The organism is Phenylobacterium sp. (genome assembly GCF_035539035.1).
Classification (GTDB): Bacteria; Pseudomonadota; Alphaproteobacteria; order Caulobacterales; family Caulobacteraceae; genus Phenylobacterium.
On the sequence record NZ_DATLJI010000016.1, the window covers coordinates 1,038,773 to 1,054,576 of the forward strand.

14 protein-coding genes and 1 pseudogene are annotated in these 15,804 nt (G+C 70.6%); 12 read left to right on the forward strand and 3 right to left on the reverse strand.

Translation table 11 applies throughout. The annotated features are described in order from the left end of the window. Window positions 1–120: 120 nt before the first annotated feature. From VM685_RS19030 to VM685_RS19055, 6 genes are all read left to right on the forward strand, one after another. Window positions 121–1,263, forward strand: coding sequence for an ABC transporter permease (locus tag VM685_RS19030; protein ID WP_325461751.1), 1,143 nt, complete (start codon window positions 121–123; stop codon window positions 1,261–1,263). After that, the gene (locus tag VM685_RS19035) at window positions 1,260–2,006 is read left to right on the forward strand and encodes an ABC transporter ATP-binding protein (protein WP_325461752.1); all 747 of its coding nucleotides are present in this window, start codon (window positions 1,260–1,262) and stop codon (window positions 2,004–2,006) included. The genes VM685_RS19030 and VM685_RS19035 overlap by 4 nt, the downstream gene beginning before the upstream one ends. A gap of 5 nt (window positions 2,007–2,011) precedes the next feature. Then, window positions 2,012–2,986: an HlyD family secretion protein gene (locus VM685_RS19040; RefSeq protein ID WP_325461753.1), complete on the forward strand. Its 975-nt coding sequence runs from the start codon at window positions 2,012–2,014 to the stop codon at window positions 2,984–2,986. 93 nt (window positions 2,987–3,079) lie between these two features. Beyond that, window positions 3,080–3,982, forward strand: coding sequence for an SDR family NAD(P)-dependent oxidoreductase (locus tag VM685_RS19045; RefSeq protein ID WP_325461754.1), 903 nt, complete (start codon window positions 3,080–3,082; stop codon window positions 3,980–3,982). A gap of 152 nt (window positions 3,983–4,134) precedes the next feature. Next, window positions 4,135–5,562, forward strand: coding sequence for an MFS transporter (locus tag VM685_RS19050; RefSeq protein WP_325461755.1), 1,428 nt, complete (start codon window positions 4,135–4,137; stop codon window positions 5,560–5,562). Beyond that, entirely contained in the window at window positions 5,559–7,025 is a 1,467-nt protein-coding gene (locus VM685_RS19055; protein ID WP_325461756.1) for an MFS transporter, read from the forward strand. The genes VM685_RS19050 and VM685_RS19055 overlap by 4 nt, the downstream gene beginning before the upstream one ends. Before the next feature lie 12 nt (window positions 7,026–7,037). Here VM685_RS19055 and VM685_RS19060 read toward each other — a convergent pair whose 3' ends face one another. Beyond that, window positions 7,038–8,147 carry an Mrp/NBP35 family ATP-binding protein gene (locus tag VM685_RS19060; protein ID WP_325461757.1) on the reverse strand — a complete coding sequence of 370 codons (1,110 nt, stop codon included), beginning with the start codon at window positions 8,145–8,147 and terminating at the stop codon, window positions 7,038–7,040. A 141-nt stretch (window positions 8,148–8,288) separates the two neighbouring features. Between VM685_RS19060 and hflK the strand changes: the two genes are divergently transcribed. The 4 genes from hflK (at window position 8,289) to VM685_RS19080 (ending at window position 11,306) form a co-directional block, all read left to right on the forward strand. Then, window positions 8,289–9,464, forward strand: a complete 1,176-nt coding sequence (gene hflK / locus VM685_RS19065) for an FtsH protease activity modulator HflK (RefSeq protein ID WP_325461758.1) — start codon at window positions 8,289–8,291, stop codon at window positions 9,462–9,464. Next, window positions 9,461–10,360, forward strand: coding sequence for a protease modulator HflC (locus tag VM685_RS19070; protein WP_325461759.1), 900 nt, complete (start codon window positions 9,461–9,463; stop codon window positions 10,358–10,360). Before hflK ends, VM685_RS19070 begins: the two co-directional genes overlap by 4 nt. After that, window positions 10,357–10,902: a GNAT family N-acetyltransferase gene (locus tag VM685_RS19075; protein WP_325461760.1), complete on the forward strand. Its 546-nt coding sequence runs from the start codon at window positions 10,357–10,359 to the stop codon at window positions 10,900–10,902. Before VM685_RS19070 ends, VM685_RS19075 begins: the two co-directional genes overlap by 4 nt. A gap of 68 nt (window positions 10,903–10,970) precedes the next feature. Further along, window positions 10,971–11,306 (forward strand): UrcA family protein, encoded by a 336-nt coding sequence (locus VM685_RS19080; protein ID WP_325461761.1) that lies wholly within the window; start codon window positions 10,971–10,973, stop codon window positions 11,304–11,306. Here VM685_RS19080 and VM685_RS19085 read toward each other — a convergent pair. Next, window positions 11,303–11,968, reverse strand: a complete 666-nt coding sequence (locus VM685_RS19085; RefSeq protein WP_325461762.1) for an HAD family phosphatase — start codon at window positions 11,966–11,968, stop codon at window positions 11,303–11,305. The two genes, VM685_RS19080 and VM685_RS19085, sit on opposite strands and share 4 nt — an antisense overlap. 4 nt (window positions 11,969–11,972) lie before the next feature. After that, window positions 11,973–12,740 (reverse strand): annotated as a pseudogene (gene serB, locus VM685_RS19090) (phosphoserine phosphatase SerB); the annotation flags it as partial. A gap of 118 nt (window positions 12,741–12,858) precedes the next feature. Between serB and miaA the strand changes: the two are divergent. Both miaA and VM685_RS19100 read left to right on the forward strand, forming a co-directional pair. Continuing rightward, window positions 12,859–13,791: a tRNA (adenosine(37)-N6)-dimethylallyltransferase MiaA gene (gene miaA / locus VM685_RS19095; protein ID WP_325461763.1), complete on the forward strand. Its 933-nt coding sequence runs from the start codon at window positions 12,859–12,861 to the stop codon at window positions 13,789–13,791. Window positions 13,792–13,964: 173 nt separating this feature from the next. After that, entirely contained in the window at window positions 13,965–15,755 is a 1,791-nt protein-coding gene (locus tag VM685_RS19100; protein WP_325461764.1) for an acetolactate synthase 3 large subunit, read from the forward strand. Window positions 15,756–15,804: the final 49 nt, after the last annotated feature.

A 15,804-nucleotide genomic window follows, 5' to 3' on the forward strand; every position in this document is an offset into this window, starting at 1 on the left:
CCTCCTTGTAGTCGAGAACGGCGCCGTTTCCGGATGGCCCGCAGCCGCCCGGCTTACCGGGATTTAACTGGCCGCGATCCCCGCCCCGGACGACACCGTTCGCGAACTGAGGGGGTTCCCATGTCGCTGGCGCTCGCCACGCTGCTCTACGAATGGCGCCGCTACACGGCGGCCATGGTCGCGCTGGCCTTCTCCGGCCTGCTGATCCTCGCCCAGGTCGGCATGTTCACCGGCATGGTGAAGGGCGCGACCGCCACCATCGACCGCAGCCGGGCCGACATCATGGTCCTGCCGCCCAAGATGGAGAGCCTGATGAACTCCGGCGGCACGACCCTGCCGGTGCGCCTCCAGCCGCAGATGTACCTGCACCCCGAGGTGGTCGAGGTGGCGAGCTGGGACGGCGATGGCGGTCGCTGGGTGAACTATCCCAAGGACGGCAAGAAGGCCGTCACCACCTTCGTCAACGTCAACATGGTGGATACGCGGCCCGGCGCCGTGAACCTGCCCACCGACTTCAGCGAGGACATCCGCAAGGCGCTCCTCGAGCCGTATTCCGTGGCCATCGACGAGACCCAGCTGAAGCGCCTGGGCGTGCAGCTCGGCGACTCCGCCTCGCTGCGCGGCAAGACGGTCTACGTGCGGGCCGTCCTGCACGGCTATCCCGACATGAACAACGCCAGCGTGACCATGTCGCGCGACACCTTCCGCCTGCTCGGCATGGCCTACAAGGACGGCAAGAGCGGTCCCCTGATGATCCGCGTGAAGGACCCCGCCCGCGCCGAAGCCGTGCGCGACGAGCTGAACGCCAAGGCGAACGGCGCCTATCGCGCCTGGACGCGGCCGGAGCTCGCCAAGGCCAACGAGGGGGCGCTGATGAAGGAGCAGATCATCGGTATCTTCCTCGGCTTCTCGGTCTTCCTCGGCTTCCTGATCGGCGTCGGCATCACCTCGCAGACCCTGCGCGGGGCGATCCTGTCGTCGATCAAGGAGTTCGCCAGCCTGCGGGCGTTGGGCGTCTCCATGGGGTCCCTCAGCCTGATCGTCATGGAGCTGTCGTTCTGGGTCGGCGTGGCCGGGCTGATGGCCACCACGGTCCTCACCTTCGGCGTCTATCTGCTCGCCACCAACAACGGCCTGCCCATGGGCTTCCCCCCCGGGTGGGTGATCAGCGTGGCCCTTCTGCTGCTGATCATCTCCATCGCCTCGGGGCTGCTGGCCCTGGGCATCCTCAAGAAGAGCCAGCCCGCGGACCTCCTGAGATGAGCAAGACCGAACGCGCAATCGCCGCCCACGGCCTCTTCAAGCGGTTCAAGACCGGCCGCACCCACATCGAGGTGCTGAAGCGGGTCGACTTCGACGCCCTCCACGGCGACGTCACCATGGTCATGGGGCCCTCGGGCTCAGGCAAGTCGACGCTGGTGGCCGCGCTGTCCGGCCTGCTGAAGCCGGACGAGGGCCAGGTCACCTCGCTCTCGCAGGAGATCTGGAAGCTCCCCGGCGGCAAGCGCGACCGCTTCCGGCTTGACCACTGCGGCTTCATCTTCCAGGGCTTCAACCTGTTCCCGGCGCTCACCGCCCTGCAGCAGGTCGAGATCATCCTGAAGTACCAGGGCTACTCGAAGAGCGAGGCGCGCCGGAAGGCGGCCGATGCGCTGACCGAGGTGGGCCTGGAGATGCGCATGAACCAGCGGCCGTCCGAGCTGTCGGGCGGCGAGAAGCAGCGCGTCGCGATCGCCCGGGCGCTGGCCAAGGATCCGCGCCTGCTGTTCGCCGACGAGCCCACCAGCGCGCTCGACGGCGAGAACGGCCAGGTGGTCATCAAGCTCCTGCAGCGGGCCGCCAAGCAGCACGGCGCCGCCGTGATCTGCGTGACCCACGACCCGCGGCTGGAGGTCTACGCCGACCGCATCATCCACTTGGAGGACGGCCGCATCCTCGACGACCGGCGCCCCGCGCCGGCCGAACCGGCCAAGTCCCACTCCCAACCCGAGCTCGTCGGAGCCTGACGTCCATGTTCGCCTTCCTTCGCAACCGCATCGTCCTGATCGTCCTGGCCCTCGTCGTCGTGGGCGGCGGCGTCGGCGTCTTCATGAACAGCCAGGCCCAGGCCAAGAAGGCCGAGGCCGCCAAGGCCGAAGCCGCCGCAGCCGAGAAGAAGAGCCCCTACGCCGCCGTCGCCAACGGCAAGGCCGACGTGGAAGGCGGGATCATCCAGGTGGCCGCCCGCCGCGCCGGCGTCGTCCGCGACGTGCTCGTCCAGGAGGGCGACATGGTCACCCGCGGCCAGGTGCTGGCGAAACTGGAGGACGACGAGCCCCGGCTCGCCGCCGAGCGCGCCGCCGCCGAGGTCGCCCAGGCCCGCGCCGCCCTCGCCCTGCTGGAGGTCCAGCTCTCCTCCGCCCAGCGCGAGGAGCGCCGGCTGCAGGGGCTGGCGCCCAACAACTTCGTGGCCGCCCAGAAGCTCGACCAGGCCCGCGACGCGGTGCGCGAGGCCCAGGCCAAGATCCTCGCCCAGCAGGCCATCGTCGCCACCTCCCAGGCCCGCCACTCCGAGGCCCGCTACGACCAGGAGCTGTCGGTGATCCGCGCGCCGGCCGACGGGCGCATCGTGCGCCGCTACGCCAACCCCGGCGCCGGCGCCTCGACGCTGAACGTGTCCAACATGTTCGACCTGGAGCCGCAGGCCGGCCGCATCGTGCGCGCCGAGATCGCCGAGGGCGCCCTGCCCTATGTGGTGATCGGCCAGACGGTGCAGATGTCGCCCGAAGCCGACCCCACCAAGACCTATCCGGGCCGGGTGCTGCGCCGCGCCGCCGTCTTCGGCGCCCGCAAGCTGCAGTCGGACGATCCCACCGAACGCACCGACGACCGCGTGGTCGAGGTGGTCGTGCAGGCCGACGGGGCGCCGTTCCTGATCGGCCAGCGGGTGCTGGTGAAGTTCATGGACCAGAAGCAGGCCAGCGTCCCGGGGAAGCCGGTGGGGTGAGGCCGCCGGGCTCCCTCGCGTCAACTTGACGGTCCCCGTTCCGCGCCGCACAAGGCGCCGACTTCGAACACCTGTTCCAGAGGGGATCAGCACATGGCGGACATCCGCTTCGACGGCAAAGTGGCCATCGTCACCGGCGCGGGCGGGGGCCTCGGCCGCCAGCACGCCCTGGAACTCGCCCGGCGCGGCGCCAAGGTGGTGGTCAACGACCTGGGCGGCTCGGTGGACGGCTCGGGCGGCGGCTCGGATGCGGCCAACGCGGTCGTCGAGGAGATCAAGGCGGCCGGCGGCGAGGCCATCGCCAACGGCTCCTCCGTCACCGACGACGCCGGCGTGCAGCGGATGGTCAAGGACGCCATGGACGCCTGGGGCCGGATCGACATCCTGGTCGCCAACGCCGGCATCCTGCGCGACAAGACCTTCGCCAAGATGGAGTTCGGCGACTTCCAGGTGGTGGTGGACGTCCACCTGTTCGGCACGGTGAAGCCCGCCAAGGCCGTCTGGGAGATCATGCGCGAGCAGAACTACGGCCGGATCGTGGTGACCACGTCGTCGTCGGGCCTCTACGGCAACTTCGGCCAGTCCAACTACGGCGCGGCCAAGCTCGGCCTGATCGGCTTCATGAACACGCTGAAGCTCGAGGGCCAGAAGAACAACATCCACGTCAACGCCATCGCCCCGGTGGCAGCGACCCGGATGACCGAGAACCTGATGCCGCCGGCCATCCTCGAGCAGCTGAAGCCCGAGTATGTGACGCCGGGCGTCGTCTTCCTCTGCTCGGAAGAGGCGCCGACCGGCGCCATCCTGACCGCCGGCGCCGGCGCCTTCGCCCTGTCGCGTATCGTCGAGACCGAGGGCGTCTACCTGGGCGCCAACGCCTCGGTGGAAGCGGTCCGCGACAACTGGGCCAAGATCACCGACGAGGCGGGGGCCAAGGCCTACGTCAATGGCGGCGAGCAGACCCAGAAGTTCTTCCGCAAGATGCAGGGCGGCTGAGCCGCCGCCGACGCCGTTGCGCGCAACCATGGCGGGCGGCCCCTCGGGGCCGCCCGTTTCGCATCTGCAATCCAAAACCGCTTGCCGAAGCGCAGGTGAACGCGCGTAACCTAAGCCCCAGCGTCCGTTGAGAGACGCATGACGGAGGACGAATGCCGGTGGTCCCAGGCAACAAGGCCGCGCCCGATGGCGCACTCTCGCTTCCGGCTGTGCTGACCTTCGCCAGCGCCAGCATTCCCGTGGGCGCCCTGGTGCTGGCGGCCACGGTGCACCTGCCCCGCTACTTCGCCGCCGAGCTGGGCCTCTCGCTGGCCGTGGTGGGGACCGTCTTCGCCCTCGTCCGCTTCATCGACATCCCGATCGACGCCCTGATGGGCCTGGCCATGGATCGGACGCGCACCCGCTTCGGCCGCTACCGCATCTGGATGGCGGTGGGCGCGCCGGTGCTGATGCTGGGCTTCTACATGCTGTTGATCTCGCCCGAAGGGGTGGGCGCGGTCTACCTCGGGGCCTGGCTGCTGGTGATGTATGTCGGCTACTCCGGCATCTATCTCTCCCACCTCGCCTGGGCCGGGCGGCTCGCCGCCACCTACAAGGAACGCTCCCGGGTGTTCGGGGCCATCACCGGCCTTGGCGTCATCGGCGCGATCGCGGTCCTGCTGATCCCGGTGGTCATGACCCAGGCCGGCGCGACCGACGCCGAGGGCGTGCAGGCGATGATCTGGTTCATCATCGGCAGCACCGCGCTCACCTGCATCCTGGTGGTGGCGACCTCGCCCGAGCGGATCGCCCGCGACCACGGCTCCCACTTCGCGCTGAAGGACTACGCCGCCCTGTTCAGCCGCGGCAACGTCATCCGCCTGCTGGCCGCCGACCTGCTGGTGACCCTGGGACCGGGGTGGATGGCGGCCCTCTACCTCTTCTACTTCAAGGACAGCCGCGGCTTCGACACGGCGGCGGCCAACCTCCTGCTGCTGATCTACGTGGTCGCCGGCTTCGCGGGCGCGCCGCTCGCCGCCTGGCTCGCCAACCGCCTGAGCAAGCACCGCGCCCTGATGGTCAACACCAGCATCTATTCGCTGGGCCTGATCGTCGTGCCGCTGCTGCCGGCCGGAAACTTCCTGGCGTTCGCGCCGATCATGTTCCTGGTCGGCGCCATGGCCGCCGGCTTCACGGTGATGATCCGGGCGATCTGCGCCGACATCGCCGACGAGCTCCGGCTCGACAGCGGCCGGGAATGGATGGGGCTGATGTACGCCGGCATCACCGCCACCTCGAAGCTCGCCACCGCCGGCGCCATCTTCCTGACCTTCAACGTCCTGGCCGCCGTGGGCTATGTGGCCCAGGCCGGGTCGGTGAACACGCCGGAGGCGATCCGCGGACTGGAGATCGCCTACATCGTCGGCCCGATCGTCTTCGTCATGGCCGCGGGCGCCTGCTTCATCGGCTATCGGCTGAGCGCCGACCGGCACGCCGAGATCCGGCGCAAGCTGGAGGAGCGCGACACCCTGCTCGATCCGGCCGCCAGCCTCGAGTCGCTGACCGGCGAGGACCTGGCGCCGGCGAACCGGCCGTCGTGACCCGCCCCGCCGGCGCCCCGGCGACGAGCCGCCTGCCGCTGGGCACGGCGCTCGCCTTCGCCGCCACCAGCCTGCCGCTGTCGGCGCTGGGCTTGGCCGTGGCCGTTCACCTGCCGGCCTACTTCGCCGCCAACATCGGGGTGCCGCTGGCTGTCGTCGCCGCGGCCTTCGGCACGGTCCGGCTGATCGACGTGCCCATCGAGGTGGCGCTCGGCCTCGGCATGGACCGCACCCGCAGCCGGTTCGGCCGCTACCGCCTCTGGACCCTGCTGGGCGCGCCGTTCCTGATGCTCGGCCTCTACATGCTGCTGACCGCCGGACGCGGCGTGGGCAGCGGCTATCTGATCACCTGGCTCCTGGTGATGTACCTGGGCGTCTCGATCCTGATGCTCTCCCACCACGCCTGGGCCGCGACGCTGGCCAGGTCCTACGACGACCGGGCGCGGCTGTTCGGGGTGATGGCCGCCGTGGGCGTGCTGGGCGCGGTGACCGTGCTCGCCATACCCATCGTCATGGAACAGCTCGGCTACGGCGAGGCTCAGGGCGTCCGGGCCATGGTCTGGTACCTGATCGTGCTGGCCCCGATCGCGGTGGCCATCGTGGTCTGGCGCACCCCCGAGACGATCACCAAGGAAGTCCCCGGGCAGCGGTTCCGGCTGCGCGACTACCTGGAGATCGTCACCGACCGCAACATGTCGCGCATCCTGCTGGTGGACCTGATGGTCTCCCTGGGGCCCGGCTGGATGGCGGCGCTCTACATCCTCTACAGCCGCGACTACATGCAGTTCACGGCCGGCCAGGCGAACATCCTGCTGCTGGTCTACATCCTGGCCGGCATCGCCGGCGCGCCGTGCCTGGCCTGGTTGGCGACCCGGATCAGCAAGCACCGGACCGTGATGCTGATCGCGGCCGCCTATTCGCTGCTGCTGATCAGCCTGCCCTTCCTGCCCAAGGGCAGCGTTCTGGCCTCGCTGCCGACCCTCTTCTTCACGGGTTTCATGGCGCAGGGCTTCAACGTGCTCACGCGCGCGATGACCGCCGACGTGGCCGACGAGATGCGGCTGAAGCAGGGCAAGGAGCGCAGCGGCCTGCTCTATGCCATGACCACGCTCACCACGAAGATCGCCGCCGGCGTCTCGATCTTCCTCACCTTCGGCGTACTCTCGCGGATGGGCTACGACCCGCAACTCGGCCAGCGCAACACGCCGGAGGCGATCCAGGCCCTGATGCTGTCGTTCGTCGTCGGGCCGGTGTTCTTCGTGATGCTGGGGGCGGCGTGCCTGATCGGCTATCGGCTCACCGCCGAGCGCGCCGCCGAGGTCCGCCGCCAGCTCGAGGAGCGCGACGCCGTGCTCGACCTCTCGGGCGCGCTGGTCAGCCTCACCGGCGAGGAGCGCGAGGCGCCTCGCCCGCCCGGCCCGCCGCATAGCCCGAAGCCCGGGCCGGCCACGCCCGCCGAATAGGAAGGCCCCGGCCTAGCGGGACGCCAGCCGCTCGGCCATCCTGAGGAAGGCCTGGGCGGCCGGGCTCTCCGGCGCGGTGGCGACCAGGGGCCGGCCCTCGTCGGAACCCTGGCGAAGCGCGATGTCGATGGGGATCTCGGCCAGCAGCGGCACGCCCAGGCGCTCCGCCTCGGCCTTGCCGCCGCCCTGGCCGAAGATCGGGATCGGGGCGCCGGTCGCGGGATCGGGGAAGTAGGCCATGTTCTCCACCACGCCCAGGATCTCGGCCCCGGTCTTGGAGAACATCGCGGCCGCGCGCCGCGCGTCGATCAGGGCGATCTCCTGAGGGGTCGAGACGATCACCACCCCGTCGAGCTTCAGGCGCTGCACGAGAGTGAGCTGGATGTCGCCCGTGCCGGGCGGCAGGTCGATCACCAGCACGTCCAGCGGCGCCTCGGCCGTCCCCCAGTTGGAGCCCATCAGGGTGCGCAGGGCCGACGAGGCCATGGGCCCGCGCCAGATGTTGGCCGTCCCCGGCTCGACGATGAAGCCGATGGACATCACCTGCAGGCCCCAGGCCTCCACAGGGTTCAGCTTCTTGTCGGCGTCGAAGGTGGGCTCGGCCTCCTCGATGCCCAGCATGGTGGGCGCCGACGGTCCGTAGATGTCGGCGTCGAGCAGGCCGGCCCGGTAGCCTAGGGCCGCGAAGGCGGCGGCCAGGTTCACCGCGACCGTGGACTTGCCCACCCCGCCCTTGCCGCTGGCGACGGCGATGACCTTCCTGACGTGGGGCGGCTTCTCGGCCTCGGGCATGTTCCCGAGCCTGGCCTGCGGATCGTCGGAGACGCGGGCGCGGCGGGGCGCGGTCTTCAGCTCGGGCGGCGGCCCCTCGGAGGTCAGGATCACCTGCGCCCGGCCCACGCCCGGAACGGCGGCCAGCGCCCGCTCCGCGGCGTCGCGCACGGGGGCGTAGAGCTCGATGTCCGCGGGGGCCACCTCCAGCATGAAGGCCGCCCGGTCGCCGCGCACCACCAGGCCGCGCACGAGGCCGGCCGCGGCCAGGCCCTGGCCCGATTTCGGGTCGCGGACGTGGTCCAGCGCCTCAAGGATCACGGCCCGTTGCGGTCCGGCCGGTTCGCTCATGACGCCCCTTTGTCTTGCTTTGCCCGGGAAGGGGTCTCATATCCGGCTGACTGCGCCGGTTTACAAGCCCATGGGGGCTTGCCCGACACGGCCGCGCCTGGACACGAAAACAACAACCTTGACCAAGACGCGACCTGCCTGATGCCCTGGAACGACAACGCCAACCCCGGCCCGTGGGGCTCGCCGGGGGACGACGGCGACCGCCGAGACACCCCGCCCAAGCGCCCGCAAGGGGGCGGCCCCCGCGGCCCGCAACGCCCGGGCGGCCCTGGCCCTGACCTCAACGCCAGCTTCGAGACCCTGCGCCGGCGCTTCGGCGGCTACTTCGGCGGCCCCGGCGGCGGCGTCCGCCCCGGCGCCATCGTGGCCATCGCCGGCGGCGCCTTCGCGCTGTGGGCGCTGTCGGGGATCTATGTGGTCGAGCCCAACGAAGAGGCGGTGGTCACCACCTTCGGCGCCTACACCCGCAACGAGTCCCCCGGCATCAAGTACCACCTGCCCTTCCCCATCGAACGCGTGGTGAAGGTGCCCGTCACCAGCCTGCAGCGCGTCGACATCGGCGGCGTGGGCGAGAGCGACGTGCCGCAGGAAAGCCTGATGGTCACCGGCGACGAGAACATCGTCGACCTGGACTTCAGCGTCACCTGGCGCGTGGCCGACGCCGACCAGTTCGTATTCCGCCTGCGCGACCCGGAAGCCTCCGTGAAGGCCGTGGCCGAGAGCGCCATGCGCGAGGTGGTCGGCCGCATGCCGCTGGACGACGTCCTGACCCGCCAGCGCGGCCAGGTGCAGACCCTGACCGCCGATCTGATGCAGCGCACGCTGGACCAGTGGGGCGCGGGCGTCCGCGTCGTGGAAGTGCAGATCCGCAGCGCCAACCCGCCGCAGCAGGCGATCGCCGCCTTCCGGGACGTGAACAGCGCCGAGCAGGACCAGGCCTCGGCCGTCAACGAGGCCAACACCTACCGCAACCGGGTGGTCAACGAGGCCCGAGGCGACGCGGCCAAGATCGTCCAGTCGGCCCAGGGCTACCGCGAGCAGGCGGTGCGCGAAGCGACCGGTGACGCCGCGCGCTTCAACGCCATTTACAACGAGTACCGCCGCGCGCCGGGCGTCACCCGCGACCGGCTCTACATCGAGACCATGCAGCGCGTGCTCGCCCGTTCGAACAAGGTGATCGTCGATTCCGAGGGCGCCTCGGCCCCGATCATCCTGCCGCCCGACGTCTTCCGGCCGCGCACGGCCCCGGCTCCGGCCGCGGTTCCCGTCCCCGACGTCCAGGTCCAGCCCGAAGCCGGCGCGAGGGCCGCCCGATGAACACCCGCCGCCTCTGGATCTATCTGCTCGTCGCCGTGGGCGCGCTGGTCCTGCTGAGCCAGACCCTGTTCGTGGTCGACCAGCGCGAGCAGGCCATCGTCGTCCGCCTCGGCAACCCGGTCCGCGTGGTCAACCCGCCGGGCGTCAACGGCGCCGGCCTGAACGCCAAGATCCCGTTCGCCGAGAACGTGATCAAGTTCGACCGCCGCAACATCGCGCTGGAGTCGCAGCAGGAGGAAATCCTCACCGCCGACCGCCAGCGGCTCGTGGTCGACGCCTTCGTCCGCTACCGCATCTCCGACCCGCTGGCCTTCTACCGCACCCTGCGGGACGAGCGGACCGCCACGGACCGGATCGAGCGGCTGGTGAACTCCTCGCTCCGCCAGGTGCTGGGCTCGGCCACCCAGAGGGAGATCATCGCCGGTCGCCGCGGCCAGCTGATGCAGCTCGCCCGCCAGGACGTGGCGCGTCGGGCGCAGATCTCGCGCCTCGGCATCGAGGTGATCGACGTGCGCATCCGCCGCGCCGACTTCCCGGAGACCAACGAGGCCGCCGTCTACCGCCGGATGCAGACCGACCGGCAGCAGGAGGCCGCCCGCATCCGCGCCGTCGGCGAGCAGCAGAAGCGCGAGATCATCGCCTCGGCGGACCGGGAGGTGACCATCACGCTCGCCCAGGCCCAGGAACTCGGCGAAACCACCCGAGGCGAGGGCGACGCCCAGCGCACGCGGATCTTCGCCCAGGCCTACGGCAAGGACCCGGCCTTCGCGGCCTTCTACCGGTCCATGCAGGCCTATGAGGCGAGCCTCGGCCAGGGCGAGACCACCATGGTCCTGTCCCCGGACAGCGCCTTCTTCCGCTACTTCGAGCAGGGGCCCTCCGGCGGCCGCCGGTGACGTCCCCGCTCGTCCGGCCGGACCTCCGCTGGATGGCCTCCTTCGTGGAGGCCATGCGCGAGGGCTATTCCCGGGACAACCTGCGGGCGGAGACGCCCCAGACCATCGAGGCGATCGCCGCGGAGCCCGAGGCGTTCGTCCGCCAGCTGCTGACCCCTCCCACCACCATCGTCCTGCCCGACGGGTCCCTCGGCGAGCGGGTGCCGGAGACCCACTTCTGGGCCGTGGACGGCGACCGCTTCCTGGGCTCGGTCGGCGTGCGCCACCGGCTGAACGACATGCTCGCGACGTGGGGCGGTCACATCGGCTATGCGGTGCGCCCCTCCGCGCGCGGCCAGGGCGTGGCCAGCGCCATGCTCGCCGGCGCGCTCGCCTGGTGCCGGGAAACCCTGCCGCTCGACCGGGTGATGCTCACGGTCGCGGAGGACAACCTCGCCTCCCGGCGGGTCATCGAGAAGAACGGCGGCGTGCTGGAGCAGATCATCCCGCACCTGTGGGTCGAAGGCGCGCTCGGCCGCCGCTACTGGATCGATCTTCGCTAATCGGTTGACGTTTGTAATTTCCGGCGTAGCCTCGCCTCAGATTACGCATGTAGTCTGGAGATGAACCCATGCTGCGCATGTCCCTGGCCGCCCTCGCCTTCCTGGCCGCGACCCACGCCGCCGCGGCTGACGGGCCGCAGCCGGTCGAGGTCCGCATCTGGCGCGCCGACCTCGACCTCTCGACCGAAGAAGGCGCGCGGATCCTGCTCCGCCGGCTCGCCGGCTCGGCCCGCGAGGCCTGCGCCCATGTGGAGAGCCCGATGTTTCCCCGCGCACGGGCCTATGCCTACCGTTGCCGGCGCAAGGTGATCGAGAGGGCGCTCGCGAGCCTGAACGAGGCCGAGGTCAACCGCACCTACGCCGCCCTGGTGGCGCGCGGGGGCCTGGCCGAGCTGACCCGCTAGCCCTGCGCCCGCAGCAGGTCGTGGACCTCGTGCAGGTCGCGGGCGATGCGGACGCACAGCGCGTGCATCTCCTCGGTGGGATGCAGCAGGTCCGGCACCATGATGGTCATCATCCCCGCCCCGGCCGCGGCGCGCACGCCGTTGTGGCTGTCCTCCAGCGCCAGGCAGTCCTCAGGCGCGACGCCCAGCGCCTCGGCCGCCTTCAGGTAGGGATCGGGGTTGGGCTTGGGCCGCGGATAGTCGCCGTTGGCCAGGATCGCGTGGAACCGGTCCAGAAGGCCGTGGGCGCTCATGTGATGCTCCACGTCGTGACGGCGCGACGAGGTGGCGATGGCCCGCGGCAGCCCCTGGCGGTCCAGCTCGTCCAGCACCTCCAGCACGCCGGCCTTCAGCGCCACCTCGGCCTCGACGATTTCGTAGAACCGTTCGGTCGACAGGCGGCGAAGCTCGTCGGTGTCGAAGGCCTCGCCGAAGTGCTCGCGCAGCACGACCGCGCTGCCCAGCCAGATGTGGCCGATCATCCGGTGCAGCACCGTCTCGGGCAACTCGTGGCCCATGTCCCGGCAGGTGAGCGTCAGCGCCTCGCAGTAGACCCGTTCGGTGTCCACCAGCAGGCCGTCCATGTCGAACACGACCGCCTTGACCGGGCGCGGGAGGCTCATGGCGTCAGTCCGCCACGAACTCGTCGGCGGCGTAGCCCTGGAAGTAGAGCACGCTGGTCAGGTCGCCGTGGTCCACCTTGGCGTGGGCCTCGGCGGCGACCACCGGCTTGGCCCGGTAGGCGACGCCAAGGCCCGAGGCCTTGATCATGGCCAGGTCGTTCGCCCCGTCGCCGATCGCGAGCGTCTGGGAAAGGTCGAGGCCCAGGGACGCGGCCTCCTCCTCCAGCGCCGCCAGCTTGGCCTCGCGCCCGAGGATCGGCTCGCCCACCGTGCCGGTGAGCGCTCCGTCGGCCTCGTTCAGCGTGTTGGCGCGGTTGGCGTGGAAGCCCGCCGCCTGCGCCACCCGGCTGGTGAAGAAGGTGAAGCCGCCCGAGACCAGCACGCAGCGCGCGCCGTTCGCCGCCATGGTCCGCACCAGGGCCCGCGCCCCGGGGTTCAGCCGCACGCGCTCGTCATAGGCCTTCTGCAACGCGGTGGTGGCGAGCCCCTTCAGCATCCCTACCCGCTCGCGCAGGGCGCCCTCGAACTCCAGCTCGCCGCGCATCGCCCGCTCGGTGATCTCGGCGATCTCCGCCTTCAGCCCCGCGTAGTCCGCGAGCTCGTCCAGGCACTCGACGTTGATGATGGTGGAATCCATGTCGGCCACCAGCAGCCGCTTGCGGCGGCCCTGCGCCGGCTGCACGCACCAGTCGACGGGGATGTCGGCGAGATCCTCGGCCAGCTCCGCCCGGAAGGCGTCGGCGTCGGCCACCTCGAGCACGAAATCCTCGGCGAAGGTGTCGCTGTCGGCCAGGAACCTGTTGTCGACGACACTTGCCTTGGCCAGCGCTTTGAGATTGGGCGTGTAGGCCGCCGAGCTGGGCGGAACGACGTAGGTGAAGGCGATCTGCATGGAGCCCCGCATCTGGCTGATCGCCGGCCCCACGGCAAGCGGCAAGTCGGCGCTCGCCCTGCGGTTGGCGGAGGCGACGGGCGGCGAGATCGTCAACGCCGACTCCATGCAGCTCTATCAGGGACTGCGGGTGCTCACCGCCGGCCCGTCCCCCGAGGAAACGGCCCGGGCGCCGCATCACCTGTTCGGGACGGTCGATCCGGCGGAGGGCTGGTCGGTGGGCCGCTGGCTGCGGGCGGCGACCGACGTCCTGGCGGACATCCGCGGCCGGGGGCGCCACGCCATCGTGGTCGGCGGCACCGGGCTCTACTTCCGGGCCCTGACGCGGGGGCTGGCCGAGGTGCCGGAGATCCCGGCCGAGGCGCGCTCGACGGCCGAGGCCGAGTTCGGGCGCCTCGGGGAGAGCGCCTTCCGCGAACGGCTGGCCGCCCATGATCCGGCCGCGGCGGGCCGCATCGCGCCAGGCGACCGCCAGCGGCTGGTCCGCGCCTGGGAGGTGTTCGCCGCCACGGGCGCGCCGCTCACCGACTGGCAGCGCACCGGTGATCCGGCCATTCCCGAGGGGAGCTGGACGGCGGCCGCGCTCGAGCCGCCGCGCGCGACGCTCTACGCCCGCTGCGACGCGCGCCTGGAGGCCATGGTGGCGCAGGGCGCCCTGGACGAGGTGGCGGCGCTCATGGCCCGCAACCTGGCTCCCGACCTGCCGGCGATGAAGGCCGTGGGCGTGCGCGAGTTCGCGGCCCATCTCCGGGGGGAAACGACCCTCGCCGAGGCCATCGCCCGCGCCCAGCAGGAGACCCGCCGCTACGCCAAGCGTCAGATGACCTGGATGCGCGGCCAGATGGCCGGCTGGCGACGCATCGAAGGCGAGGACCCCGAGGCACAGTGGAGGCAGTTTATTGCGCCGGAACCCGGCTTGACGCCTCCTTAGGAGCATGCGAAAGCCCTGATCCTCCAGTTTGGAAGAACACCCGTGCGCACCATTCTTGTACTCGTAGGGCGACCGTAGACGGACTGACGACGCGTCAGGACCGACCGGTCGCTCGTAACCAGGCCCCCCGCGGGCCTTTTTTATTGCTCGAAACGCCCCGAAGGCTCGCCGCCATGACCGCCCACCAGACCATCGAAGCCGACACCCAGACCCTCTCCGGCGCCGAGATCGTCGTGCGCGCCCTCCTCGACCAGGGCGTGGAGGTCCTGTTCGGCTATCCGGGCGGCGCGGTGCTGCCGATCTACGACGCGCTCTTCGCCGAGCCCCGGCTGCAGCACGTCCTGGTCCGCCACGAGCAGGGCGCGACCCACGCCGCCGAGGGCTACGCCCGCTCGACCGGCAAGTGCGGCGTGGTCCTGGTGACCTCCGGACCCGGCGCGACCAACGCCGTCACCGGCATCGTCGACGCCCTGATGGACTCCATCCCGATGATCGTCATCACCGGCCAGGTGGCGACCCACCTGATCGGCACCGACGCCTTCCAGGAATGCGACACCATCGGGATCACCCGGCCCTGCACCAAGCACAACTACCTGGTGAAGGACGTCGCCGACCTGCCCCGGATCATCCACGAGGCCTTCCATATCGCCACCTCCGGGCGGCCGGGCCCCGTCGTCATCGACATCCCCAAGGACGTGCAGTTCGCCAAGGGCGTCTACCAGGGCCCCGCCGAGGTGAAGCACAGCCACAACTACGCCCCGCGCGTGAAGGGCGACGCGGCCCGCATCGCCGAGGCCGCGGCGATGATCGCCAAGGCCCGCCGGCCGATCCTCTACACCGGCGGCGGCGTGATCAACGCCGGCCCCCGGGCCTCGGCGCTGCTGCGCGAACTGGCGGAGCTGACCGGCGCGCCGGTCACCTCGACGCTGATGGGCCTGGGCGCCTTCCCGGCCTCGAACCGCCAGTGGCTGGGCATGGTCGGCATGCACGGCTCGTTCGAGGCCAACAACGCCATGCACGACTGCGACGTCATGGTGGCCATCGGCGCGCGCTTCGACGACCGGGTGACCGGCCGCCTCGACGCCTTCGCGCCCACGTCGCGCAAGATCCACATCGACATCGACGCCTCGTCGATCGGCAAGAACGTGCGCGCCGACATCGGCATCGTCGGCGACGCGGCCTCCGTGCTGGAGGACCTGATCGCCGTCTGGAAGCAGCGGAAGCTGAAGATGGACCAGCAGGCGCTCGCCGACTGGTGGAAGGAAGTGGAGGCCTGGCGGGCGCGGGACTCGTTCCGCTACCGGCCCGACGCCAAGCTGATCAAGCCGCAGCACGCCATCCAGCGCCTCTACGAGCTGACCAAGGACCGGGACGTCTACGTCACCACCGAGGTGGGCCAGCACCAGATGTGGGCCGCCCAGTTCTACCACTTCCAGGAGCCGAACCGCTGGATGACCTCCGGCGGCCTGGGCACCATGGGCTACGGCCTGCCGGCCGCGGTCGGCGTGCAGATGGCGCACCCGAAGAGCCTGGTCATCGACATCGCCGGCGACGCCAGCGTGCTGATGACCATGCAGGAGATGTCCACGGCGGTGCAGTACGAGCTGCCGATCAAGATCTTCATCCTCAACAACGAGTGGATGGGGATGGTGCGCCAGTGGCAGCAGCTGCTGCACGGCGAGCGCTACTCGCACTCCTATTCCTCCTCCCTGCCCGACTTCGTGAAGCTGGCGGAGGCCTACGGCTGCGTCGGCCTGCGCGCCGAGCACCCGGACGAGCTGGACGACGCCATCCGCGAGATGATCAACGTCGACCGGCCGGTGATCTTCGACTGCCGGGTGACCAAGGAAGAGAACTGCTTCCCCATGATCCCCTCGGGCAAGGCGCACAACGAGATGATCATGGCCGAGGAGGCGCGCGACCTTGGCTCGATCATCGACGACGCCGGCAAGCGGCTGGTCTGACGCGGTCATTCAACTGACGCGGCGGCGGGTCTAGGATGGGCGCCTCAGC